The following is a 24,432-nucleotide window of genomic DNA, read 5'->3' as shown; positions in this document are numbered from 1 at the left end:
TATGACGCCCGGGGCCCGACGTCGAGGGGCATTCGCCGTCCCGCGGAGTGCCGGAGCCGTCACGGGGTAGCCGGTGCGAAGAGGGGACGGGCGTCCATGGACAGGGAGGGAAGCGGATGGCCATAGCCAAGACCAGCGTCCTGGTACTGGATTGCGCGGAGCCGGCGGGACTGGCGGACTTCTACGCGCAGTTCCTCGGCGGAGAAGTCCGGACCGGGACCAGCCCCGACTACTTCGAGGTCTTCGAAGGCGGCACCATCCACCTCGCGATACGACGGGACCGCGGTGGCGCGCCGCCGAGTTGGCCCCGCCCCGACGACTCGCAGCAGGCGCATCTGCACTTCCTCGTCCCGCAGGACAACATGGACGAGGCGGAGCGCGAGGCGATCAGCCTGGGCGCACGGCCGCTGCAGACCCGGGACAACGGCGGGCCGTACGACGCCCGCCGCTACTCGGACCCCGCGGGCCACCCCTTCGTGCTCGCCGCGAGCGAGGGGCACGCGCTGGGGCAGGCGAACTGAGCCACACCGCCGAACGAGCCGCGGGCCGGGACCCTCGCCCAGGGTCCCGGCCCGCACGCCTGTGCCCCGACGTCAGACGGTGGGGTGCTCCTTGCGGCGGCGCAGTACCAGGAAGGTGCCGGTGACGCCCGCGGCCACCACGGCGGCGCCGATGCCCACCGGGAGGACGGGGAAGCCGGACGGTTCCTGGGCCGAGGCCAGGTTCTCCAGCGCGGGGCCCGGGTCGATGGTGGTGGCGACCGGTGCGACATGGCGGATCGGGCCGACGGACTTGACCGAGCCGTCCGCGTTCAGCAGCACCTGCTTGTTGTTGGGGTGCCGGAAGTCGAACATGCCGCTCAGCGAGCCGGCCCGGGCGTCGAAGGACGCGTCGCCGATCTGCCCGGTGTGCCAGTTGCGCTCGATGAACTTGATGACCGAGGTCTGCTCGGTCGGGGTGTGGTCGATCTTGTTGACCTTGCTGTACGGGGAGATCACCAGCAGCGGCTGCCGGGTGCCCGGACCGCAGCGGTCCGCGTAGCCGCCGGCGGCCGCGGGGCCCGCCTGGCAGGCCGGGCTGTCGGTGGCCTTGCCGTTGGAGCCCGTCGAGGTGTCCTTGGAGCCGTTGCGGGGCTTGGCGTAGGCGTGGTCGTACCAGCCGTCGGAGTCGTCGTAGGCGACGATGACGGCAGTGTCCTTCCACTGCGGTGACTGCTGGATGGCGTTGATCCGGTCGACGAGGAAGTGCTGTTCGTCGATCGGGTCGGAGTAGGCGGCGTGCGCGTCCTGGTACTCGGGGGCCTTGAGGAAGCTGACGGCCGGCAGCTTGCCCGCCTTGAGCACCGCGTCGAAGTCGGTCAGGTCGTAGTTGTGGTTGGCCCGTCCGGCGTGGCCGACCTCGTCGATGCTCTTCGGCGGGAGGTGGTGCGGGTTGGCGGTCGACTTGTAGTACTCGAACGGCGCGTGGTGCGGGCTGTAGTCGACGGCCGCCGCTCCCCCGACGTTGGTGTGCGTGGTTCCGCCGCACTTGGCGTAGTGGTCCGGCTTGCCGTCCCATCCGGTGCTGGGCCGGAAGCCGCCCTGGAACCAGCCCCAGCTGACGCGGCGGGCGTTGAGGACGTCACCGATGTTGCGCCCCGTCATGGCGGCGACCGCGTTCGTGCTGGTGTGGTCCTTGTTGGAGCAGTCGTCGTACGCCGGGTCGGGGTCGTTGACGATCGTGCCGACGCCGTGTGCGTCGGGCGACTGCACGGCGTGCGGGTCGGGGGTGGTGGTCTGCCGGGGGTGCTCGGTGCCGGAGGCGGGGTCCATGGAGACGACGCCGTGCGTCTGTCCGGAGGCCAGGTTGATGGCGCCCGGTGTGGAGGGGCCGTAGACCGAGCTGAAGGAGCGGTCGTTGAGGGAGTAGTGCTGGGCGTAGTTCCACAGGCCGGTGACGGTGTTGCCGTCGTAGTAGTCCATCACCAGGCCGGGTTCGCCGAAGAGGCCGCCGGAGCACTTGCCGGAGTCGGTGTTCTGGACGAACCGGTCGGCCTTGCCGCCGTTGTACGCGTACTGCTCGGGCCCGTAGTCGTGGGTCTGGTCGCAGGTCATGGCCTGCTGCGGGGTGAGCCGCTTGGGCGCGTACTGGTTGGGGTTGTGCTCCAGCAGCCCGGCGGTGCGCAGGTTGTCGATGTCCCGGGGGGTGTGCGGGGACGGGGTGAACCTGGTGCCGTCGGTGTTGGCGGCCTTCGGGTAGGTCGCGAAGTAGTGGTCGAACGAGATGTTCTCGTCGAAGAGCACGACCACGTGCTTGATGGGGGTGGCCGTACGGGCGGACCCGGGGTGGTGCGGTCCGGCGGCCCAGGAGGGCGCGCCCGCGCCCAGGACCGCGAGGGCCGCGGCACCCGCGAGGGCCAGGCTCCGTGTCGCTGCTCGTCTTCCCCTACTGGCCATGCTGGTTCACCCTCCGGGCAGGGATGTGTCGGTGCGTACGGCGGGATGCTCTGCCGGGCGAACGGCTGTCCGGCAGAGCCATCATGACGCTGGAGTGAACAGTGAGTCAGGTATGCCAGGACAAACTTTGACCGGGTATTGACTCTTCGGCTCGCCGCGGTCCCCCGGTCAGGTCAGCAGCGCCCGGCCGTACCAGTCCGTGGTGTCCCGTACGCCCGGCAACGCGAAGAAGTAGCCGCCTCCGAAGGGCGTGATGTAGTCCGTCAACGGCTCGCCGGCCAGCCGGCGTTGCACGGTCTCGAACTGGCGGGCCAGGTCGCGCTGGTAGCAGCAGAACAGCAGGCCCATGTCGAGGTTGCCGTTGCCGTCCACGCCCCGGTCGTAGTTGTAGGCCCGGCGCAGGAGGCGCTGTCCCGCGCTGGACGGGGTGCGGGGGTTGGCCAGCCGGATGTGGCTGTCCAGGGGGATCACCTCGCCCTTGGGGTCGGCGGGGTAGTCGGGGGTGTCCTGTTCGCGGTCGCCGTCCAGCGGCGCGCCGGTCTCCCTGGCGCGGCCGAACATCCGCTCCTGTTCGGTCAGCGAGACCCGGTCCCAGAACTCCACCAGCATCCGGATCAGCCGGACCACCTGGTAGCTGCCGCCGACCGCCCAGTCCGGCTCACCGGCCCCCGCCCCGGTCCACACCAGCCGGTCCATCTCGCCGGCGGACCGGGCGTCGGGGTTGGCCGTGCCGTCCTTGAAGCCCATGAGGTTGCGCGGGGTCCCGGACGGCCGGGGCGGGCTGGTGAAGCCGTCGAGGCGCCAGCGCACCTGCATGCCGCCCCGGGTGTGGCGGGCGATGTCGCGCAGGGCGTGCAGCACGGTGTCCGTGTCGTCGGCGCACAACTGGAGGCCGATGTCGCCGTGGCACCAGTCCGTCTGCAGGTCGTCGTCGGGGAAGGCGGGCATGGTGGTCAGCCGGCGCGGCGCGCGGCCGTGCAGCCCGAACCGGTCGTCGAACAGCGCCGCGCCGACGGCGAGCGTCACCGACAGCCCGCCCGCGGGAACCTGCGGCCCCAGCAGGCCCGAGTCGGTGGGCGGGCCGGTGATGCCGGCCGGCTCCGGTGTCCCGCCGCCGGTCAGGAACCGGGCGCGGGCGGTGAGGGTGCGCATCAGCTCGGTCAGTTCCCGCCGGTTTCGCGCGGTGACGTCGAACGCGGTGTACGCGGTGACCCGGCGGGGCGGGGCGAGGACCGACGCCTGGTGCCGGCCGTGGAAGGGAACGGGCGGGGCGGCTCCGGTGGCCGGCCCCTGACCGGTCAGGAGGGCCGGTTCGCTGCCCGGGGCCGGGGGGTCGGCGGGCGCGGCGCCGCCGGTCGCGAGTCCGGCCCCGGCGAGCGCCGCGCCCCGCAGGAAGCCCCGCCTGCCGACACCGTTCATGTCCCTCACACCGTTCTCCGTGCGTCGCACAGCGTCGCCACCGACGCCAGCCGTTCCACCAGGTCCCCGAACACCGCGTCGATCCGCTCCCGCCGGCCGCGGTCCAGGTCGTGCAGCGGCGTCCACCGCCCGTCCGTGCGGAAGCCGTCGAGCAGCCGCTGCGCCCGGTCCAACTCGGCTTCCACGTGCGGCAGTTGGGGGTACCGGGTGACCAGCAGGGGGCGCAGCCGGGTGAGGACGGCCCGGGTTCCGTCGAGGTTGGCGCGGGCGGTGGCGAGGCTGGTGCCGCTGCCGTAGTCGGTCCGCCCGGTCAGCTCGGACTGCAGGGTGTTCTCCAGGATCTCGTGCGCCCGCAGACCGAGGTCGGCCGGATCCATCCGGGTCTGCGCCCAGTGGTCCCGCAGCTTGCGCACGGCGCCGTCGAGGGCGGCGGCCGGTGCGCGCAGGGCGGCGGCGGACTGCCCGTGCCACAGGCCGTGTTCGAGGCGGTGGAAGCCGCTGAACGCCGGGTCCCGGTCGCCGCCGGGCAGGCCCGCGGTCGTGCCGTTGATCTGCTGGTCCGCGTCACCGAAGGCGCCGTACGCCGCGCCCAGCCGCTCATAGGCGAGGTGCGCGGGCAGCCAGGCGTCCCGGGCTCCCGCCAGGTCGCCGCGCGCGATGGCGGCGCGCAGGGTCCCGGTCCGGCCGGCGAGGGCGTCCAGGCCGCCCGCGACCCACCGCTGGTAGTCCAGCGCCGGGGGGATCAGGTCGTGCTCGGTGACCGGGGCCGCCGCCGGGCCGGGGCGGCCGCCGCCGTCGATACGGACCGTGGGCCCGGTGACGGCGTCGGCGTCGTCGGGCAGGCAGCGGAAGGCGTACGCGCCCCGGCCCAGCCGGACCCGCAGCTGCCGGGTGGTGCCGGGCCCGAGGCCCTCCACCTCGCCGTACACCGCGCCGCCGCGCGGGGACGTGAGGTACACCTCGGCCGCGGCATCGGAGGTGTTGTGCAGGTCGAAGACCTGGGTGCCGGGGCGGCCGCTCCCCCAGCCCCGGCCGCAGTGGCCCGGCGACACCTCGACGGTGGTGTGCCGCAGCCCGTCGGCCGCGGCCCGTCGCGACCGGGCGCCGTCCTCCGGGCGGCCGCCGGCCACCGTGGAGGCCACCAGCAGGCCGCCGACCAGAAGAACGCTCCCGACGCCCAGGACGCGGGGGGAGCGGAACTTCGCGAGGCCGGATGGTGGCACTCCGCGCCTCCTGGGGTCGTGCGCGCCACGCGGTCGGTACGTGGTGCCGTGGTGCCGGGTCGGGAAGCCGCGGCCCGGCGCACCCACCGGGACCTGCGGCACGCTGCACATGCTAGACAGCGCGGCGCGCCCGAACAGGCTTTCCCCGCAAGAGATGCCAAGAGTTTGCCCGTGGTTCACGGCGCCGCCGCCCGGTGCCCCGTGGAGCTACTGCGCGCTGCGGGCGGGGCGTACGACGATCTCGTTGACGTCGACCTCCGGGGGCTGGGCGACGGCGAAGGCGATGGCGTCCGCGATCGCGGACGCCGGGAGGGCGACGGCGCGGTAGCGGGTCATGGCGTCCCGGGCCGCCGGGTCGGTGATGTGGTCGGCGAGTTCGGATTCGGTGACGCCGGGCGAGACGAGGCTGACCCGGATGCCGCCGTCGGACTCCTGGCGCAGCCCCTCGGAGATCGCGCGTACCGCGAACTTGGTGGCGCAGTAGACGGCGGCGGTGGGCGAGACCTCGTACGCCCCGACCGAGGCGACCGTGATGAAGTGCCCGCCGCCCTGGGCCCGCATCACCGGCAGCGCGGCGGCGATCCCGTGCAGCACCCCGCGCACGTTCACATCGATCATCCGGTCCCATTCGTCGGTCTTCAGCGCCGCCAGCGGCGAGAGGGGCATCACCCCCGCGTTGTTGACGACGACGTCCACCCGCCCGTACGTGGTGTGCGCGGCCTCGACGAAGGCCCGCAGGTCCGCGGCGGAGGTGACATCGAGCCGCCGGAACGCCGCGGTGCCGCCCTCGCTCCCGATCTCGCCGCACAGCGTCTCCAGGCGCTCGTCGCGGCGTGCGCCGAGGAAGACACGGTGTCCGTCGGCGGCCAGCCGGCGGGCGGTTGCCGCACCGATGCCGCTGCTCGCACCGGTGATCAGGACGACCTTGCCGTGCTCCTGCATGACTGCTCCTCTTGCCGTTGTTCGGTGTCCGGCAAGCCTCCACGGCGCGGCTCGCGGCCTCCAGGACGGCTCGTGCCCGGGTGCCGCACACCCAGGAACAGTGGAGTTGGCGTGTCAGGCGTGGCCCGGGGCCGCTGTCGGCGGGCCGGCTCGGACGTGCATCCGCTCGCCCTGGGCGCCGAAGAGGCTGAGGAACTCGACGGGATGCGGCCCGGCGTTGGCGAAGCCGTGCGGGACGTGGGTGTCGAATTCGGCGGCCTCCCCGGCGGTGAGGACGAGGTCGTGCTCCCCTATCGCCAGCCACAGCCGGCCGGAGAGGACGTAGAGCCACTCGTAGCCCTCATGGGTGCGCAGCTCGGGCCGGGTACCGGTCGTCTTCTTGGCGGGCAGGATGTGTTTGTAGGCGTGCAGACCGCCGAGGTGCCGGGTCAGCGGCACGAAGGTCTGTCCGTTGCGGGTGAAGGGGCGCGGATGGACCCGGGGGTCGCCGGTGGCCGGCGCCCCGACCAGCTCGTCCAGCTGCACGCCATGGGCCTTGGCCAGCGGAAGCAGGAGTTCGAGGGTCGGTTTGCGCTGCCCGGACTCCAGACGCGACAGGGTGCTGAGCGAGATGCCGGTGACCTCGCTCAGCTGCGCCAGGGTGGCTCCGCGCTCGCGCCGCAGGGCCCGTAGCCGGGGACCGACCGCGTTGAGGACACGGGGGATGTCGTCGTCCGCCATGACTTCATTTGCCGTCCCGGCAACACTCTTTGTCAAGTGGTTGCGGGCGGGCCGGGGGCGCCGGCCGTGCCGCGGGCCCGGCCGGTCGTCCGCGCCCGCGAACGCCGTCCCACACCGGGCAGGGGCCCCGGAGATCACCCGATTGGCGCACCACACCGACCACCCGCACTCCCCTTGAGCCACTGTGGAACGGCAGGGCGATGTCCTCCGCCAGACGGCTGCCTGAACCGGCAGTGACAAAGACCGCCGCGATATGTCCCCGCCTTTGGCCGGCCGGGACAAAGGGCGCCTTTCTGGCCGACGGCCGGTATGACCGCATGCGTGCGCCCGGATTTCCCCGCAGGCGGTGAATTCGCACGTCACTTCTCACGTCGGGAGCTCACCATGGAACCCGGATCTCACGTCTGGAACTGCCCCTTCGACTATGCCGAGGGCCTGGAATTCGACCCGACGCTCAAACGCCTGCTGACCGAGGAGCCGGTCGCCCGCATCCGGCTGCCCCACGGGGAGGGCGAGGCGTGGCTCGTCACCCGGTACGACGACGTGCGCACGGTGACGACCGACCGGCGGTTCAGCCGCAGCGCCGTCATCGGCCGGGACTTCCCCCGGATGACACCGGAGCCGATCGTCCAGGACGAGGCGATCAACGTGATGGACCCGCCCGCCAGCAGCCGGCTGCGGAGCCTGGTCTCCAAGGCGTTCGCGCCGCGTCAGGTGGAGCGCATGCGGGTCCGCACCCAGCTCGTCGTGGACGAACTGCTGGACCGGATGGCCGCGCAGGGGTCCCCCGCCGACCTGATGGAGAGCCTGGCGTCCCCCTTGCCCCTGACGACCATCTGCGAGGTCCTCGACATCCCCGAACGCGACCAGGCGCAGTTGCGCGCGCACGCCCGGACGATGATGAACGTCACCGTCGAGAACCGGGAGAGCGCCATCCGCTCCAAGGCCGACATGCGGGCCTACTTCGAGACGCTGACGGCCAAGCGGCGCCAGCATCCGGGGGACGACCTGATCAGTGCCCTGGCCACCGCGCGGGACGGGGACGAGATCCTGGGCGACCAGGAACTCACCGTCATGGCCATGGTGCTGCTCATCACCGGCCAGGACACCACCACGTACGAGATCGGCAACCTCGCCTACACGCTGCTGACCCGGCCGAAGGAGCTGGCGATGCTGCGCTCCCGGCCGGAGATGCTCCCGCAGGCGATCGAGGAGCTGCTGCGGTTCATCCCGTTCCGCAAGGGCGTCGGCATCCCCCGTGTCGCCACCGAGGACGTGGAGTTGAGCGGGGTGACGATCCGGGCCGGGGACATCGTGCACGTCTCCTATCTGACGGCCAACCGGGACGGCGAGAAATTCGACCGGCCCGACGAACTCGACCTGGAACGCGAGGACCGGACCTCGCACATGACCTTCGGCTGGGGCGGTCATCACTGCCTGGGCGCCCCGCTCGCCACCGTGGAGCTGGAGGTCGCCCTGCGGACCCTCCTGGACCGTTTCCCCGAGCTGCGGCTGGCGCAGCCGGCCGAGGAGATCCGCTGGAACACGACATCGATCTGGCGCTATCCGCTGGAGCTGCCGGTCACTTGGTGACTGTGGGCCACGCGAGCGAATGCAGTTTCCACCCGCCTGGCGTACGGTTACTACTCGGAAAGATCAATCCACCAGCACGGGGAGAGTTCATTCTTCGACGGCTGGCCCGCTCAATTCCCTGCCGGAGTCGCTTATTTCGGCCACCGGTTCCGCCCTCGGATTTCTTGCCCGCGATGCAATGGGCGAGTTTCCCCCGGCGGACACCGTCGTCCGGAAAACGGCTCGAATTCAGCGTCAGGGAATTCCCCGAGGGGGGCCACAGTCTGCAAGGAGTGCATCCCATGGCGGTTCTGTGCAAACCAGCAATTGCGGTCCCCGAGTACATCATCACCCGAGACGACACCCTCGAACTCGCACAACGGCTGCACAAGGATCATTCGCAACTGCGGCTGATCCTGCGGCTGATCGAGAACACCGGTGTGGCCAAGCGGCACCTGATCCAGCCGATCGACAAGGTGCTCAAGCACCCGGGGCTCGACGCCCGCAGCGCGGTCTACGAAGAGGAGTCCAAGGCCCGTGTGCCCGCCGTGGTCCGCCAGGCGCTCGACCAGGCCGAGGTGGAGCCGCAGGAGATCGACCTCATCGTCTACGTCTCCTGCACCGGCTTCATGATGCCGGCGCTGACCGCCTGGCTCATCAACACCCTGGGCTTCCGGTCGGAGACGCGGCAGATGCCCATCGCCCAACTCGGCTGCGCCGCGGGGGGCGCCGCGATCAACCGGGCGCATGACTTCTGCACGGCGTACCCCGACCGCAACGTGCTCATCGTCGCCTGCGAGTTCTGCTCGCTGTGCTACCAGCCCACGGACCTGGGAGTGGGGTCGCTGCTGTCGAACGGCCTCTTCGGCGACGCGGTCGCCGCCGCCGTGGTCCGCGGGCGGGGCGGCACCGGTGTCCGGCTGGAGCGCAACAGCTCCTACCTGATACCGAACACCGAGGACTGGATCTCGTACGCGATCCGGGCCACCGGCTTCCACTTCCAGCTGGACAAGCGCGTGCCCGGCACCATGGAACCGCTCGCCCCCGCCCTGCGCGCGGTCGCCGAACAGCACCAATGGGACGCGGGCGAACTGGACTTCTACATCGTCCACGCGGGCGGCCCGCGCATCCTCGACGACCTGTGCCGCTTCCTGGAGGTGCCGCCCGAGGCGTTCCGCTTCAGCCGCGCGACGCTGACCGAGTACGGCAACATCGCCAGCGGCGTGGTGCTCGACGCCCTGGCCCGGATGTTCGACGAGGCCTCGGCCCTCGACGGCCACCGCGGTCTGCTGGCCGGCTTCGGTCCCGGCATCACCGCCGAGATGGCCCTCGGCACCTGGACGTCCGCCTCCGCGCCGGCGGCATGAGCCCCCGCCCGATGCGCCCGGCCACGACCCGCCGGGCGCATCGGGCGGCAGGCGCGCACCCGCCCGCGACAAGGGCATGCGCATGACCACCCGAGCGACCGGGCGACCGGCGGGCCGGAGCCTCCGGCTCGCCGCCCACCGGGCCACCCGACTGCGGCGGTCAACGGGGGCCCGGCAGCATTTGGCGCATACGGTGTATACACCTTGAATGGGGATATCTTGACAGATACATCGATGCGTTTTATGCACGTTTTATACGGACGCGGCAGCCGGCCGGCCCTCCATCGCCGCAGGTGAGAGGGCCTGCCGGGCGAGCCTCGGGGCCGGCCCGGACCCTCCGGCCCGGGGTCCGTCCGGAGCCCGCCCCCGCGGGTCCCGGGTCCCGGTGCCGGGCGCTGCCGCCCGGGGCGTCGGCCGCAAGACGAGGAGAAGACCATGGCACGTGCAGTGGGTATTGACCTTGGTACGACGAACTCGGTGGTCAGTGTGCTGGAGGGCGGCGAGCCCACGGTCATCACCAATGCCGAGGGGGCCCGGACCACCCCGTCGGTGGTCGGTTTCTCCAAGGGCGGCGACGTGCTGGTGGGCGAGGTCGCCAAGCGGCAGGCCGTGACCAACGTCGACCGCACCGCGCGGTCGGTCAAGCGTCACATGGGCGAGGCGGAGTGGCGCTTCCCGGACAGCGGCGACATCGACGGCAAGCGGTACACGGCCCAGGAGATCTCCGCGCGGGTGCTGCAGAAGCTCAAGCGCGACGCCGAGGAGTACCTGGGCGAGGACGTGACGGACGCGGTCGTCACCGTTCCGGCGTACTTCAACGACTCCCAGCGCACCGCCACCAAGGAGGCCGGCGAGATCGCGGGCCTGAAGGTGCTCCGGATCGTCAACGAGCCGACCGCCGCGGCGCTGGCCTACGGCCTGGACAAGGAGAACGACCAGACCATCCTGGTCTTCGACCTCGGCGGCGGCACCTTCGACGTCTCGCTGCTGGAGATCGGTGACGGCGTCGTCGAGGTGAAGGCCACCAACGGCGACACCCACCTGGGCGGCGACGACTGGGACCAGCGGATCGTCGACTACCTCACCAAGCAGTTCAAGAACGCCTACGGCATCGACCTGTCCAAGGACAAGATGGCCACCCAGCGGCTGCGGGAGGCCGCCGAGAAGGCCAAGATCGAACTGTCCGCGGCGACCGAGACCACGATCAATCTGCCGTATCTGAGCGCGTCGGCGGACGGGCCCCTGCACCTGGACGAGAAGCTCACCCGCTCGCAGTTCGAGCAGCTCACCGCCGATCTGCTGGAGCGGTGCAAGACCCCGTTCCACAACGCGGTGAAGGACGCCGGCATCAAGGTCTCCGACATCAACCATGTGATCCTGGTCGGCGGCTCGACCCGGATGCCCGCGGTGACCGAACTGGTCAAGGAGCTGACCGGCAAGGACCCGCACAAGGGCGTCAACCCGGACGAGGTCGTCGCGGTGGGCGCCGCCCTCCAGGCCGGTGTCCTCAAGGGCGAGGTCAAGGACGTCCTCCTGCTGGACGTCACCCCGCTGTCCCTGGGCATCGAGACCAAGGGCGGCGTCATGACCAAGCTGCTGGAGCGCAACACCACGATCCCGACCAAGCGGTCCGAGATCTTCACGACGGCCGAGGACAACCAGCCGTCCGTGCAGATCCAGGTCTACCAGGGCGAGCGCGAGATCGCGGCGTACAACAAGAAGCTCGGGATGTTCCAGCTCACGGGCCTGCCGCCGGCGCCCCGCGGGGTCCCGCAGATCGAGGTCTCCTTCGACATCGACGCCAACGGCATCATGCACGTCACGGCCAAGGACCTGGGAACCGGCAAGGAGCAGAAGATGACCGTCACCGGCGGCTCCTCGCTGCCGAAGGACGACATCGACCGGATGGTCCGCGACGCCGAACAGCACGCCGAGGAGGACCGCCGCAAGCGGGAGACCGCGGAGACCCGCAACCAGGCCGAGCAGCTCGTCTACCAGACCGAGAAGTTCCTCAAGGACAACGAGGCGAAGATCCCCGCCGAGGTCAAGGGCGAGGTCGAGACCGCGATCGGCGAGGTCAAGGAGAAGCTGAAGGCCGCCGAGTCCGCCGACGGCGGCAACACCGCGGAGCTGCGTACCGCCACCGAGAAGCTCGCGACCGTCTCCCAGAAGCTGGGCCAGGCCATGTACGCCGAATCCCAGGCGCAGGCCCAGGCCCCGGGAGCCGGTGAGGCCGGCGGCTCGGGCGACGGTGGTTCGGGCACCGCGGGCGACCAGGACGATGTCGTCGATGCGGAGATCGTCGACGACGACAAACAGGAGGGAGGCGCGCGATGAACCGTCCGACTCGGGTCCGTGGCCTCCCCCGGCCGCCGCTGGCCCTCGCCGGCCACGGCCAGGGGACGGACCCCGGACCGGTCCCGCCCCGCACCGGCCGGGCGGAGGGGCCGAGCGCGCAGGACGAGAAGGGGGCGCGGTCCGGCGAGGGCCGGGAGGCGGGCCGGCGGCCCGGCCGGGCGTCGGATTCCGGCCACGGCCCCGACCGCCCGTCGGCGCAGGAGGCGGCGGCGCTGCGCGCCGAACTCCGGGAGCGCACGGCCGATCTGCAACGGCTGAAGGCCGAGTACGACAACTACCGCAAGCGGGTCCACCGCGACCGGCTGGCCGTCGGCGAGATCGCCGTGGCCAATGTGCTGGGCCGGCTCCTGCCCGTCCTCGACTCCCTGGCCGAGGCCGGGGAGCAGGGCGAGGTGACCGGTGGATTCCGGCGCGTCGCCCGGTCCCTGCAGACCGAGCTGGGGGCGCTGGGCCTCGAGTCCTTCGGCACGGCGGGCGCGCCCTTCGACCCGCTGATCCATGAGGCCGTCACCTACACCCCCGACGACCGGCTGGAGGACACCGTCTGCACCGCGGTCCTCCGCCAGGGCTACCGGGTGGGCGACCGTCTGCTGCGTCCCGCGCAGGTGAGCGTGGCCGGCAGACCGCCGGCCCCCGGCGTGGAAACCATCGGGGAACGGCCCACCGTCCTTCCGTCATAGCGTCCGGATCCCTCCCGCGGAACCTCCGGATTCCCCGCCCGTGCGGCGGGCCCGATCTTCGGGCCCGCCGCACGGTTCTTTCGGCCTGCCGCACGGCCTTCCCCCGGGCTCAAGGCACCGCGCGAAAGCCGCGCAGGCGCCGTTGAATTCCGCATCACCATGATCGGAATTCCCTTGCGCGCACGCCGAGTCGGCGCCGAATTGATCGTCGGAGAGCGCCTTCCGTAGGGCGAAATTGCGTCCCGTGCAGGTAGCTGCGCATACGTGCGAGTGCCGGGGGCACCCGGGCTCTATCGCCAGCGGACAGTCACCGTACCGCGACCCAAAACCCTACGACGCACGACAGGCGGGATCATGGCGGCCGAGGAGAAAACGGATCACCAGGAAGCACACGACGGCGGACCGGAGCGGATCGCCGCCCCCATCGCAATGCGCCACGCCTCGGGGCAACTTGCCCAGATGCTCCAGTGCGAGCCCGGCTCGGTGACGGCGCTCAGGGCCACCGATGACGGCTGGCTGGCGGAGGTGGAAGTGGTGGAGATCGAGAGGGTTCCGGACACCGCGAGCGTGATGGCTTCCTACCGGGTCCACCTCGACGAAAAGGGCCAACTCACGGGTTATGAGCGCACGCGCCGCTATGGGCGCGGCCAGATCGACAGATGATCGATTGTTCGCGCCACCCGGCCGGAAGAGGACACCGGCCCCATGACCCGCTCCAGAATTGTGGAAGGGACGATCGACCGTGACGGCCATTCAGCAATCCAACACATCATCCAGTGGAAGTGGTTCGGGAAATCTCTACGATGTCCTGGAGCTGATTCTCGACCGGGGACTCGTCATTGACGCCTTTGTGCGCGTCTCCCTGGTCGGCATCGAAATTCTCAAGATCGACGTACGTGTCGTCGTCGCCAGCGTGGACACCTATCTGCGCTTCGCCGAGGCGTGCAACCGGCTGGACCTGGAGTCGGGCCGCAAGGCGCCGAGCCAGCTCACCGATCTGGTCGGTGAGGCGACCGAGAGCGGCGCCAAAGGAAAGTCGAAGGGCGCGCTGACCGGCGCCGTCGAGGCGTTCACCGAGTCCCTGGGCAAGGGCAAGGAGGGCGCCGAGGAGGAGGCCGAGGAGCGCCCGGCACGCAAATCCACCGGATCCGGCAGCCGCCGCACGACCCGCCGCCGGGAGGACTGACCCATGGCGACCTACCTCTACGCCATCACCGGCGCCGACCACCCCCTGAAGCTCTCCGGCGTCACCGGCGTCGGCGACCCCGCGTCCCCGTTGCGCACCGTCCGTACCAAGGAGCTGTGCGCGGTGGTCAGCGACGCGCCGGACGGGCTGCGGGCCAAGCGCCGCGATGTGGCGGCCCACCAGAGCGTCCAGGAACGCCTGCTCGCCGACGGCGCCGCCCTCCCGATGCGCTTCGGGCTGATCGGGCCGGACGACGCGCAGGTGGTCTCCGCCCTGGAGGAACACCGCGACACCTACGCCCAACGCCTCGAAGAGGTCGACGGCTGCCGTGAGTACCACCTCAAGGTCGCCCGCGACGAGGACGACATGCTGCGGGAGGTCGTGCGGGAGTCCGCGGAGGTGCGACGCCTCAACGAGCGGACCCGGCAGCACCCGGAGGCGTACGACGACAAGGTGGCCCTGGGCGAGCTGATCTCGCAGGAGGTCCAGGCCCGGCAGGACCGCGCCCGTACGGACATCGTGGACCGGCTCGCCCCGTTGGCGGTCCGCACCGCGGACGCCGAACCGACGAAGCGGCACTTCCTCAGCGTGTCGTTCCTCGTCGAGCGGGAGAAGGCCGCGGCGTTCTCCGAGGCGGTGCACGCGGAGGCCGAACAGCACGGTGACACCTACACGTTCGGGCTGCACGGCCCGCTGCCGCCGTACAGCTTCGTCTGACACACGAGCGGAGATCCGCCATGGGCCTCATCACACAGCTCCTGACGCTGCCGGTCGCACCGGTGCGGGGCACGGTCTGGGTCCTGGACCAGGTGCTGCTCACCGCGGAGCGCGAGTACTACGACCCGGCGCCGGTCCGCGAGGAACTGGCGCTGCTGGAACAGCAGTTGCTGGACGGAACCATCGGTCCCGAGGAGTTCGACTCCCGCGAGGACGAGCTGTTGGACCGGCTGGAGTGGCTGGAGGCCCACCAGCAACGACTACGTACCAACTCCTGAGCACGGGGAGAACGAGGTGTACGCACGATGATGACCAACGCCAAGATCGGGGTGGCCCTGGTAGGGGGCTACCTCCTGGGGCGCACCAAGAAAGCCAAGATGGCCATCGGCCTGGGCCTGTTCCTGGCCGGCAAGAAACTGAACCTGGACCCGAGACAGCTGGGCACCCTGGTGGCCAACTCGCCGGTCCTCGCCCCCCTCAACGACCAGGTGCGCAAGGAACTGGTCGACGCCACCAAGTCGGCCGCCGGCGCCGCCCTCACCCAGCGCATGAACGGCCTCGCCGACTCCCTGCACGAGCGGACCCTGGCGCTCGACGAGGGCGGCACGGGCGGCACCGGGCGCGCGGCGGACGACCGGGACGCGGAGCCCGAGGACGAGCCGCGGGACGAAGCGGCGGCGGACGGCGAGGCGGCGGACTCCCCGGACGCGGAGCGCGAGAAGCCCGCCGCGCGCCGCAGGACATCGGCCAAGTCCTCGGCGGACTCGGCCACGAAGAAGGCCACGAAGTCGGCGTCCGCCACCAAGTCGACCGCCGGCGACCGGTCCGCCACGGCACGGCGTACGGCGTCGAGCACGGCCAAGGCGTCCGGCAAGGCCGCGTCCTCCCGCGGCCGCACCTCCACCGCCCCGGGCCGGAAGGCCGCCTCCGGTGCCCGTAAGGCCACCGGCAAGGCGTCCGGCGCGGCGCGCACGGCCGCCGACCAGGGAGGCCGCCGTGCCTGAGTCCACCCTCGGCAAGATCAAGGACGAGGTGACCAACAGCCCGGCGGCCGACCAGCTCAAGGAGGAGCTGCAGCGCTACCTCCAGGCCCGCGCGGAGCACGCGGTCACCAGCCTCGGCCACAAACTGGGCGAGAGCGTCGGCAGGCTCGCCGAACCCGGCCAGGGCCCCGGCGGGCTGGTGAGCAGCCTGGCGAAGGGCGGCAAGGCCCTCTCCGAGGGCAGGTCGCCGCAGCAGGCGGCACTGGCCGCGGGCGCCTCCCATCTCAAGGACACCGTCAAGGACAAGGTGAAGAGCCTGTTCGGCAAGGGCCGCAAGGGCGGTGGCGGCAAGTCCAAGAGCGTGGCGATCGTCGAGGACATCGACGTGGGCGTGCCCGTGCGTGAGGCGTACGACCAGTGGACGCAGTTCCAGGAGTTCAGCACCTTCGCCAAGGGCGTCGTCAGTGTCGACAAGTCCGACGACACCAGCAGCAACTGGAAGGTGAAGGTCGCCAAGTCCACCCGCAGTTGGCGCGCGAACGTCACCGAGCAGGTGCCCGACGAGCGGATCAGCTGGACCACCGAGGGCGCGAAGGGCACCGTCAAGGGCGTGGTGACCTTCCACCGCCTCACCGACAACCTGACCCGGGTGCTGCTGGTTCTGGAGTACTTCCCCAAGGGCCTCTTCGAGAAGACCGGCAACATCTGGCGTGCCCAGGGCCGGCGGGCCCGGCTGGACCTCAAGCTCTACCGCAAATTCATCATGCTGCGCGGTGAGGCCACCGACGGCTGGCGCGGCGAGATCCAGGACGGCGAGGTCGTGGTCGCGCACGAGGACGCCGTCGCCGAGGAGGAGCGCGACGAGGAGGACACCGGGTCCGGCCCCGACGACACCGGGCACCCCGAGGACGAGGCCGACGAGGGTCCGGACGCCGAGGACGACGACGTCGAGGACGAGGAGTTCGCGGACGAGGACGAAGATCTGGACGACCCGGACGACCTCGCGGCGGAGCCGGAGGCCGAGGACGACGACGCCGCGGCGCCGGCCGACGAGGACGACGACTCCCTGGAGGCCGTCGACGAGGACGACGACCACGGGGAACCGCTCGACGAGGACGACGAGCTGCCGGACGAGCCGGAGCCGTACGACGAGGACGAGCCGGAGGCACCCCGACGGCGCCGTGCCGTCGCCGCCCGCTGACCCGTCCCGACCGCACAGACGAGGCTGATCATGTCCGATTCACTGGCCGGCCGTATGGGGCCCTCCTCCGGTCCGTCCCCGTACGGCCGGCAGGGGGCTTCCTCCGCCAACCTGGCCGACATCCTGGAACGCGTGCTCGACAAGGGCGTCGTCATCGCGGGCGACATCCAGATCAACCTGCTGGACATCGAGCTGCTGACCATCAAGCTGCGGCTGCTGGTCGCCTCCGTCGACAAGGCCAAGGAGATGGGCATCGACTGGTGGGAGCACGACCCCTCGCTGTCGTCCCGGGCCCGCACACCGCAGCAGGTCCCCGCCGGGCACCGGACGGCCGTCGACGGTGATCCGCTGGCCGAGGAGAACCGGCGACTGCGCGCGGAACTCGCCGAGTTGCGCGCGGCCATCGGCCCCGGCCAGGGCTCGGAGGGACAGCGGGCCGACGGCGAGGAGGAGCAGCGGTGAACCACCCCACGACGGAAACCGGGGAGAGGTCCGGAGCGCCGGCAGAGCCCGGGGAGGGGCCCCACATCGCGTACGTCTACGCCCTCGGGCGGACCGGGGCCGCCCTCGAAGGCGCGGCCGCGCGGCTCACCGGAGTCCGGGGCGGCGCCCTGCGGACGGTCACCGCCGGCACGCTGGCCGCACTCGTCTCCTCCGTCCCGGCCGACGCCTTCAGCGAGGAGGGGATGAAGGCGCAACTGGGGAACCTCACGGAGCTGGCGGAGATCGCACGGGCGCACCACGCGGTCGTCGAGGCCGCCGTCGGCAGCGCCACGGTGCTGCCGATGCGCCTGGCCACGGTGTACCTGGACGACGACCGGGTGCGGTCGATGCTGGACGAGCGCGGCGCCGAGTTCGACGAACTGCTCTCCCTGCTCGAAGGCCATGCCGAAATGGGAGTGAAGGTGTACGCGGACCCGCGCGCCGCGGCCGGACCTCCCCCGCCCGACACCCCGGACCCCGCCGCGCCGCCGGTCAGCCCCGGCCGGGCCTATCTCCAGCGGCGCCGCGCCCAGCGGCGTACGCACCGCGACGCCTACCGCGCGGCGGGGGCGGTCGCCGAGGAGGTACGGAGCCGGGCGGCCGCCCTGGCGCGGGACCGCGTCGTCCACCGGCCGCAGCAGGGGGAACTGGCCTCCGGACCGGGCGAGAACATCGCCAACGAGTCCTACCTGGTCCCCGCGGACCGCCTCCGGGACTTCCGCCGGGCGGTGTCGGCAGCTGCCGGGGACGTCCCCGGCGTACACGTCGAGATCACCGGCCCCTGGGCGCCGTACTCCTTCGCGACGCCGCCCTCCGTGGAAGGCGGGAGTGCATGAGCGGCGCTGACGCCCGGCCGGCCGCTTTCGGCCAGGCCCCGTACCCGGCGGACCTCTCCGAGGAGGAGTCGCTCGCCGGACGGCAGATCGCGCTGATCGACCTCCTGGACCGGTTGCTGAACGGCGGGGCGGTGCTCACCGGGGACGTGGTGCTCTCCGTGGCCGATGTGGACCTGGTCCATATCAATCTCCGTGCGGTGATCCGCTCGATCACCCCCGACAGCCCGGCGCCGTGGTGAGGGCGCTCGCCCCGCACCCCGCGCCTCCGCAACCGGTCCGCACGCCCCGTCCCCGCCCTTGCCCCCAGGAGACGCCCGAGGAGATGTCCGAGATGCCCCGCAAGAACGAGGAACCCGCCGTGACGGCTGACGGAGCCGGTCAGGACGGCCGCGCCCACCCCGACTTCGCCGAGGTGGCCCAGGCGGCGGCCCGCGCGTTCGACCTGGTGCCGGCCGGGCCCGACGACAGCGGCCGGGGTCAGGGGAGGGGCAGCGGCATGGCGCAGCGGCTGGCGACGGACCCGGAGACCGTGGAGCGCGATCTCATCCGCCTGGTGCTGACGATCGTGGAGCTGCTGCGACAGCTCATGGAGCGCACCGCGCTGCACCGCGTCGACCAGGGCGACCTGAGCGAGGAGCAGGAGGAGCGCGTGGGCATGACGCTCATGGTGCTGCAGGAGCGGATGGCGGAACTCTGCGAGCGGTACGGGCTCACCATGGCCGACCTGAACCTCGATCTCGGCCCCCTGGGGTCCCTGCTGCCGCCGGGCGAGGGCGCGTGAACGCCTCCGCGGTCCCCTCCCCGCCCATGTTTCAAGGCCGGTTGAGCGGCAACACGGCATAACAGAGCCGCAGAGCACACCGGGTCCTCTGCCGCTCCCCGCGGCGATCCGCAGCGCGCGTGCCCAGGCCACTGTGGAGAGCCGGTCACCGTCCGCACCGCCGCCGAGCATCCCCCGCCCTGTCGATGCCCGGCCCGGAGCCGGACAGACCGGACCGCCGCTCCCCCGTTCGTGATCTCGTCATCGGCGCCATGGCTTCTTCCGTGCGCGCTCTCCCGTCCTACCGATTCGGAGGTGCAGGGACATGGTTCCGCTGCTTCTGGTTCTGCTGCTCGCGCTGCTGCTCTTCGGCGCCGGTTTCGCGTTGAAGGCCCTGTGGATCGTCGCCGTGGTCGTGCTGGCGTTCTGGCTGCTCGGCTTCCTGATGCGGTCGGCCGGCGCCGGCGGCCGGCGTGGCCGCTGGTATCGCTGGTAGACCGGCCCCCGACCCCTCGATCTCCCCGGCGGACCGCTCCCCGCGGCCCGCCGGGGAGCGGTGTTGCCCGCCGGGCATTGCAACTGACGGCCCGTCACCCTACCCTTCCGGCACACCCCCACCGCACCGGGGCGCTCGTACGGTCCACCCCTACGACCTGTGCGCGGTGCAGCGGGGCCGGCGCGCCGCGTGCCGGAGGGACAACACCATGTCCGACGACAGCGCTCGAAGTGCATCCTTCACCCGCCGCACGCTGCTGACCGGAGCCGCCGCGGGACTCGCCGCAGCAGCGGGACTGCAGCCCGCGCACCGCATCCCCGCGGGCAGCGCCGCGGCCACCCTCACCCCGCCGCCCGACTTTCCGTCCGGCATCCCGCTCTCCCAACAGGCCTTCCGCAACTGGTCGTTGGAGATCGTCATCGAAGGCGTGTGGACGGCCTCGGCCCGCACCCCCGACGACGTGGTCACCCTCGCCAACTGGGCCCATGAGCACGGCTACCGGCTACGGGCCCGCGGCAAGGGCCACACCTGGTCGCCGCTGGTGCTGCCCGCCGGCGCCGACACCAACCGCACGGTCATCGTCGACACCACCTCCCACCTCACCGCGGTCAGTGTGCGCGGCGGCGGGCCGGGCAGCGTCACCGCGCAGACGGGCGCGACGCTCGACACCATCCTCGCCCGCCTGGAGGAGGCCGGACTGGGCCTGGCCACCACCACCGCGCCCGGCGACCTCACCATCGGCGGGGTGCTGGCCATCGGCGGCCATGGCACGGGCCTGCCCACCGCCACCGAGCACCCGTCCGCGGGCTCCGGGTTCGGCACGCTGAGCTCCCTGGTCACCTCCCTCACCGCCGTCGTGTGGAGCGCGGCCGAGGGCCGCTATGTGCTCAAGACCTTCACCCGCTCCGACCCCGACATCCGCGCCTTCCTCGTCCATCTGGGCCGCGCGTTCCTCACCGAGGTGACGATGACGGCGGCCGCCAACACCCGGCTGCGCTGCCAGAACTGGTTCGACGTGAACGTGGGCACCGTCTTCGGCCCGCCCGGTACCGGCGGGCGCACCCTCGGCTCCTACCTGGACCGCACCGGACGCGTCGAGGCGATCTGGTTCCCGTTCACCGATGTGCCGTGGCTGAAGGTGTGGAGCCTGGCGCCCACCAAGCCGCTGCTCGCCAAGCAGCTCGACTCCCCGTACGCCTACAGCTTCGCCAACCGCGTCACCGAGGAGATGTCGGGGCTGCTGGGGCAGATCGCCGCGGGCGGGGGCGACAAGACGCCCGCCTTCACCAAGCTCGCCATGTCCATCGTCGGATCCGGGCTGATCGTCACCGGCACCTGGGACGTCTGGGGCTGGTCGAAGAACAGCCTGCTGTACGTCGAGCCGACGACGCTGCGGATCGTCGAGGCGGGGTGGGCGGTACTGACCTCCCGGTCGAATGTGCAGCGCGTGGTGGGGGACTTCTACAGCCGCTACCAGAGCGTGCTGACGGTGCATCAGAACCGGGGCTCCTTCCCCGTCAACGGCCCGATCGAGCTGCGCATCACCGGTACGGACCCCCTCGACGGCCCCCTGCTGTCCCCGGCGCGGGCCCGTGCGGACCACCCCGAGTGGGACACCGTGGTGTGGCTCGACTTCGCGACCTATCCCGGCACGCCCGGCGCGGGGCCGTTCTTCCGCGAGCTGGAGGAGTGGATCTGGCAGCACTACACCGGCTCGTACGCCGCCGTCCGTCCCGAATGGTCCAAGGGCTGGGCCTATACGGACAGCGGGCCGTGGACGGACCCCGCCACGGTGGGCGGCACCGTCCCGGCCGCCTTCGAGGACTGGCGCACCGCCCGCGACACCCTCAACTCCTACGATCCGGCGCGGGTGTTCTCCAACACCTTCCTCGACACGCTGCTGCCCTGAACCCGCGGCGTTCGACGCGCTCCCTCGGGCCGCGGGACGGCGGAACCGCGCGCCCGGCGGTCCGGGGGGGGCGGCCGGCCCCGGCGGCCGGTCGTTCCCGCCGAATCGGGGTGTGCGCCTCGCCGGGACTTGGTGGACTGGGCGGATGACGATCCTTCCGCCCCGCGTCCTGCGCGCCCTCGAACGGTTCAACGCCACCTACCCCTGGGACCACAACGCCCACTACCACCGCTGGATCCTGCGCCAGGTGCCCGGACGCTTCGACCGCGCCCTGGACATCGGCTCCGGCAGCGGTGACCTGGCACGGCTCCTGGCCGGGCGGGCCACCGCGGTGCACGGCGTCGACGCCGATGCGGGAATCACCGCGCAGGCCCGGCGGCTGACTCCGCCGGAGCTCGACGTGACGTACACCGTCGCGGACGCGTCGGCCGGGTTGCCCGCCGGCACCTACGACGTCATCACCTGCGTCGCCGCGCTCCACCACCTGCCCTGCACGGAGGCGCTCACCCGCTTCCGCCGCCATCTCGCGCCGGGAGGAACCCTGATCGTCGTCGGCCTGTGCCGCGCTCACACCCTCGTGGACCACCTGCTCGGCACCGTCGCCATACCGGCCAACGCCGCGACGGGCTGGCTGAAGAACAAGGGCCGCCCCTCGCCCCGCCCCGTCTCCATGACGGCCCCCGTCCGCCCGGCGGAGATGACCTTCGACGAGATCGCCCGGACGGCCGGGGAGATCCTCCCCGGTGCGCGGCTGCGCCGGCGGCTGTTCTGGCGCTACACGCTGGTCTGGCACCGGCCCTGAGCGGCCCGGGTGGGGCGCAGGGTGAGCGTGCCGTCCACGGCGGAGAGGGCGCAGGGCCGGAAGCCGGAGCCGATCTTGTCCAGGAGCGCGCACAGCCACCGGGAGTCCTCGGGCGAGGCGGGCCACAGCCGCATGCGCCGGGCCTGCAGCGGGATGATCCGCACCTCGTGGAGCGCGCCGGTGTCCGGCTCCAGCACGACGAGGATGAGCAGCCGCAGGTCGTCCCGGTACTGCTCGTAGCCGGTGATGCCCTCGTAGTCATCGATGAAGTCGCCGCACCCGTGGATCACGAGCTTGCCCCGGTACGCCTCCAGGGCGCGGGGGTGGTGCGAGGAGTGCCCGTGGACGACGTCCACGCCGCCGTCGAGCAGGGCGTGCGCGAAGGCGGCCTCGGCGCGGGCGACGTGGTAGCCCCAGTTGGCACCCCAGTGGACGGAGACCACCGCGATGTCGCCCGGCCGCCGCCACTCCCGCACGCGGTCGACGAGCGCGTTCGCGGCGGCAGCCGACGGCCCGGCCACGAAGTCCACCCCCGAGCGCTCCCGGGTCGCCGCCCAGGACGGGGGGACGCCGCTGGACGGCATCCCGCAGGCGAACACCAGCAGCCGGCGGCCGCCTGCCAGGGGGACGGTCGCCGGGCGGGCGGCCGCGTCGGCGTCCGCGCCCGCCCCCGCCGTCCGCAGCCCGGCCCCCGCCAGGGCGTCGAGGGTGTCCGCCAGTCCTTGCCGGCCGAAGTCCAGGACGTGGTTGTTGGCCAGGACGCAGACGTCGGGGCGGGCGGCGGTCAGGCACGGCAGGTTCGCCGGGTTCATCCGGTAGTGGATGTCCTTGGTGCCGGCGAAGGTGCCGTCGCCGGTGACGCCGGTTTCCAGATTGAGCACCCGCGCGGCGGGCCCGGCGTCGTCCAGCACCCCCAGCGCCTCCCCCCAGGGCCAGGAGAAGTCGACGGGGCGGGGAATCGGGCCGTTCGCCGTCTCCGCCAGCTCGACATAGTCCCGGGCGTCGGTGGCGTAGCACTCCCGCAGGACCGGATCTCCGGGGCAGGGAAGGATCTGGTCGACGCCACGGCCGAGCATGACATCACCGCAGAGGAACAGGGTGAGCACGTCACCGCCCATTCCCCCAGGTTAGGTCCGGTGGACGACGGCCTGCCCCGCCGCGCCTCTGAGCTGCGCAAACGGGGAGCAGGGGCGAGGCGGGGCGGACCGAGGAGGTGGCGCGCGGGTACGCCGGTCAGCGGGTCTCGCGGGGCGGCAGCGGTCCGTTGCGCGGGGCGTGCGCGGCGGTGAGAGCGGTCGCCGGGGCGGGCTCGGTCGTGACCGTGCGGTCCGTCCCGGAGCCGGCGACGGCCGCGCCCGGGAGCGCCGGGCCGCCGCGGGCGACGGGCGGGGCCGTGGGGCGGGGGCCTGCGGCCAGGATGCTGACGGTGTTGGCCGCCACGATGACGGTGATGGCCAGCCAGTCGACGGCCTGCAGGGTCTGGTGCAGGACGACGAGGCCGACCAGCGCCGCGAGGACGGGGTTGACGCTCATGAAGATCCCGAAGAAGCGGGCGGGGACCCGGCGCAGGGCGAGCAGATCGGCGAGGAAGGGGACGGCCGAGGAGAGGATGCCCGCGACCGCCGCGTACCCCACGGCGCTCGCGCTCGGCGGCCGGTGGGCGAGCACGGTGAGCCCGACGGGGACGTACAGCAGGGCGGAGACACCGGCCGCCGCTGCCGAGCCCTCGGCGCCCGGCAGCCGGGCGCCGACGAGGCGGTTGAGCAGGATGTAGGACGCCCAGCACACGGCGGCGAGCAGGCCCAGCGCGATGCCCGTGTAGTCGGTGCTCGCCTGCGGGCGGGTCAGCAGGACGACCGCCGCCCCGGCGACCAGGGCGCACAGCAGGTCCGCCAGGCGGCGGGAGGCCGCCAGGGCCACGGCGAGCGGCCCGAGGAACTCCAGGGTCACCGCCAGGCCCAGGCCGATGCGGTCGATCGCGGTGTAGAGGGACAGGTTCATCGTGGCGAACACCGCCGCCAGGCACAGCACCGGCCACCACTGCCGCCAGGTGAACGAGCGCAGCCGCGGCCGGCCCACCGCCAGCAGGACGAGCCCGGCCACCCACTGCCGCACGGCCACCACGCCCGCCGGACCGATCACCGGAAACGCCAGTGCTCCGGTGGCGGCGCCGGCCTGGTTGGAGAGCCCGCTGCCGAACATCATCGCCACACCCGCCGCGCGGCCCGCGCGCGCCGCCTTCTCCCCGCGTGCGGCCGCGGGGTACCCCGTGCCGTGACTGCTCCGTGTCATGCACCGCAGCATCGGCCCGGAGAGATCCATACGTAAAATGCATGCACGTAC

Annotated in this window: 24 protein-coding genes and 1 pseudogene; 18 read left to right on the top strand and 7 right to left on the bottom strand. The window is 72.1% G+C overall.

The genetic code is table 11. From position 1 onward, the window contains the following. Positions 1 to 116: 116 nt before the first annotated feature. Complete coding sequence (locus tag K7396_RS32905; RefSeq protein WP_086715898.1) at positions 117 to 521, top strand: VOC family protein; 405 nt, start codon at positions 117 to 119, stop codon at positions 519 to 521. 72 nt (positions 522 to 593) lie between these two features. Here the strand turns inward: K7396_RS32905 and K7396_RS32900 are convergent, their stop codons facing one another. The 5 genes from K7396_RS32900 to K7396_RS32880 all read right to left on the bottom strand — a co-directional run bounded on the left by K7396_RS32900 (position 594) and on the right by K7396_RS32880 (position 6,739). Further along, on the bottom strand, positions 594 to 2,435 hold the full coding sequence (locus tag K7396_RS32900) for a phospholipase C (protein WP_086715900.1): 1,842 nt from the start codon (positions 2,433 to 2,435) through the stop codon (positions 594 to 596). 168 nt (positions 2,436 to 2,603) lie between these two features. Then, the gene (gene efeB, locus K7396_RS32895; protein ID WP_086715902.1) at positions 2,604 to 3,854 is read right to left on the bottom strand and encodes an iron uptake transporter deferrochelatase/peroxidase subunit; all 1,251 of its coding nucleotides are present in this window, start codon (positions 3,852 to 3,854) and stop codon (positions 2,604 to 2,606) included. A 5-nt stretch (positions 3,855 to 3,859) separates the two neighbouring features. Next, a complete protein-coding gene (locus tag K7396_RS32890) occupies positions 3,860 to 5,077 on the bottom strand; it encodes an EfeM/EfeO family lipoprotein (RefSeq protein WP_223660280.1) in 1,218 nt (405 codons plus the stop codon). Between the two features lie 207 nt (positions 5,078 to 5,284). Next, on the bottom strand, positions 5,285 to 6,019 hold the full coding sequence (locus K7396_RS32885) for an SDR family oxidoreductase (protein WP_086715906.1): 735 nt from the start codon (positions 6,017 to 6,019) through the stop codon (positions 5,285 to 5,287). 114 nt (positions 6,020 to 6,133) lie between these two features. Then, the gene (locus K7396_RS32880) at positions 6,134 to 6,739 is read right to left on the bottom strand and encodes a helix-turn-helix domain-containing protein (RefSeq protein WP_086715907.1); all 606 of its coding nucleotides are present in this window, start codon (positions 6,737 to 6,739) and stop codon (positions 6,134 to 6,136) included. A gap of 384 nt (positions 6,740 to 7,123) precedes the next feature. On the opposite strand from K7396_RS32880, the gene K7396_RS32875 reads away from it, so the two are divergent. The 17 genes from K7396_RS32875 to K7396_RS32795 all read left to right on the top strand — a co-directional run bounded on the left by K7396_RS32875 (position 7,124) and on the right by K7396_RS32795 (position 22,089). After that, the gene (locus K7396_RS32875) at positions 7,124 to 8,332 is read left to right on the top strand and encodes a cytochrome P450 (RefSeq protein ID WP_086715908.1); all 1,209 of its coding nucleotides are present in this window, start codon (positions 7,124 to 7,126) and stop codon (positions 8,330 to 8,332) included. A gap of 281 nt (positions 8,333 to 8,613) precedes the next feature. After that, positions 8,614 to 9,678, top strand: a complete 1,065-nt coding sequence (locus K7396_RS32870) for a type III polyketide synthase (protein WP_086715910.1) — start codon at positions 8,614 to 8,616, stop codon at positions 9,676 to 9,678. Between the two features lie 435 nt (positions 9,679 to 10,113). After that, on the top strand, positions 10,114 to 12,015 hold the full coding sequence (gene dnaK, locus K7396_RS32865) for a molecular chaperone DnaK (protein WP_086717937.1): 1,902 nt from the start codon (positions 10,114 to 10,116) through the stop codon (positions 12,013 to 12,015). Beyond that, entirely contained in the window at positions 12,012 to 12,716 is a 705-nt protein-coding gene (grpE, locus tag K7396_RS32860; protein WP_086717939.1) for a nucleotide exchange factor GrpE, read from the top strand. Before dnaK ends, grpE begins: the two co-directional genes overlap by 4 nt. Before the next feature lie 354 nt (positions 12,717 to 13,070). Beyond that, positions 13,071 to 13,379, top strand: a complete 309-nt coding sequence (locus tag K7396_RS32855; RefSeq protein WP_086717941.1) for a gas vesicle protein GvpO — start codon at positions 13,071 to 13,073, stop codon at positions 13,377 to 13,379. Positions 13,380 to 13,458: 79 nt separating this feature from the next. Continuing rightward, positions 13,459 to 13,902, top strand: a complete 444-nt coding sequence (locus K7396_RS32850; RefSeq protein ID WP_086717943.1) for a gas vesicle structural protein GvpA — start codon at positions 13,459 to 13,461, stop codon at positions 13,900 to 13,902. Between the two features lie 3 nt (positions 13,903 to 13,905). Next, entirely contained in the window at positions 13,906 to 14,619 is a 714-nt protein-coding gene (locus K7396_RS32845; RefSeq protein WP_086717945.1) for a GvpL/GvpF family gas vesicle protein, read from the top strand. A 20-nt stretch (positions 14,620 to 14,639) separates the two neighbouring features. Then, entirely contained in the window at positions 14,640 to 14,897 is a 258-nt protein-coding gene (locus K7396_RS32840) for a gas vesicle protein GvpG (protein ID WP_086717946.1), read from the top strand. Positions 14,898 to 14,924: 27 nt separating this feature from the next. Then, the gene (locus K7396_RS32835; RefSeq protein WP_174886892.1) at positions 14,925 to 15,623 is read left to right on the top strand and encodes a hypothetical protein; all 699 of its coding nucleotides are present in this window, start codon (positions 14,925 to 14,927) and stop codon (positions 15,621 to 15,623) included. Beyond that, positions 15,616 to 16,803: an SRPBCC family protein gene (locus K7396_RS32830; RefSeq protein WP_086717948.1), complete on the top strand. Its 1,188-nt coding sequence runs from the start codon at positions 15,616 to 15,618 to the stop codon at positions 16,801 to 16,803. Before K7396_RS32835 ends, K7396_RS32830 begins: the two co-directional genes overlap by 8 nt. 30 nt (positions 16,804 to 16,833) lie before the next feature. After that, positions 16,834 to 17,265, top strand: a complete 432-nt coding sequence (gvpJ, locus tag K7396_RS32825) for a gas vesicle protein (protein ID WP_086717950.1) — start codon at positions 16,834 to 16,836, stop codon at positions 17,263 to 17,265. Next, positions 17,262 to 18,122, top strand: coding sequence for a GvpL/GvpF family gas vesicle protein (locus K7396_RS32820; protein ID WP_086717952.1), 861 nt, complete (start codon positions 17,262 to 17,264; stop codon positions 18,120 to 18,122). The genes gvpJ and K7396_RS32820 overlap by 4 nt, the downstream gene beginning before the upstream one ends. Continuing rightward, positions 18,119 to 18,361 carry a gas vesicle protein gene (locus K7396_RS32815; RefSeq protein ID WP_086717954.1) on the top strand — a complete coding sequence of 81 codons (243 nt, stop codon included), beginning with the start codon at positions 18,119 to 18,121 and terminating at the stop codon, positions 18,359 to 18,361. Before K7396_RS32820 ends, K7396_RS32815 begins: the two co-directional genes overlap by 4 nt. Positions 18,362 to 18,444: 83 nt before the next feature. Then, positions 18,445 to 18,903: a gas vesicle protein K gene (locus K7396_RS32810; RefSeq protein WP_223660279.1), complete on the top strand. Its 459-nt coding sequence runs from the start codon at positions 18,445 to 18,447 to the stop codon at positions 18,901 to 18,903. Positions 18,904 to 19,207: 304 nt separating this feature from the next. Next, a complete protein-coding gene (locus tag K7396_RS32805; RefSeq protein ID WP_086717956.1) occupies positions 19,208 to 19,378 on the top strand; it encodes a hydrophobic protein in 171 nt (56 codons plus the stop codon). Positions 19,379 to 19,586: 208 nt separating this feature from the next. Further along, a complete protein-coding gene (locus tag K7396_RS32800) occupies positions 19,587 to 21,287 on the top strand; it encodes a cholesterol oxidase substrate-binding domain-containing protein (protein WP_086717958.1) in 1,701 nt (566 codons plus the stop codon). Positions 21,288 to 21,432: 145 nt separating this feature from the next. Next, positions 21,433 to 22,089: a class I SAM-dependent methyltransferase gene (locus tag K7396_RS32795; RefSeq protein ID WP_086717960.1), complete on the top strand. Its 657-nt coding sequence runs from the start codon at positions 21,433 to 21,435 to the stop codon at positions 22,087 to 22,089. On the opposite strand, the gene K7396_RS32790 is transcribed toward K7396_RS32795, so the two are convergent. Next, positions 22,062 to 23,207, bottom strand: a complete 1,146-nt coding sequence (locus tag K7396_RS32790) for a CapA family protein (protein WP_086717962.1) — start codon at positions 23,205 to 23,207, stop codon at positions 22,062 to 22,064. The genes K7396_RS32795 and K7396_RS32790 overlap by 28 nt on opposite strands. A gap of 295 nt (positions 23,208 to 23,502) precedes the next feature. Next, positions 23,503 to 24,393 (bottom strand): annotated as a pseudogene (locus tag K7396_RS32785) (EamA family transporter); the annotation flags it as partial. Between the last annotated feature and the right edge of the window lie 39 nt (positions 24,394 to 24,432).

This window comes from Streptomyces angustmyceticus, assembly GCF_019933235.1.
Taxonomy (GTDB): domain Bacteria; phylum Actinomycetota; class Actinomycetes; order Streptomycetales; family Streptomycetaceae; genus Streptomyces; species Streptomyces angustmyceticus.
The sequence above is the reverse complement of the archived record's forward strand: the minus strand, read 5'-3'. Positions and strand labels throughout refer to the sequence as shown.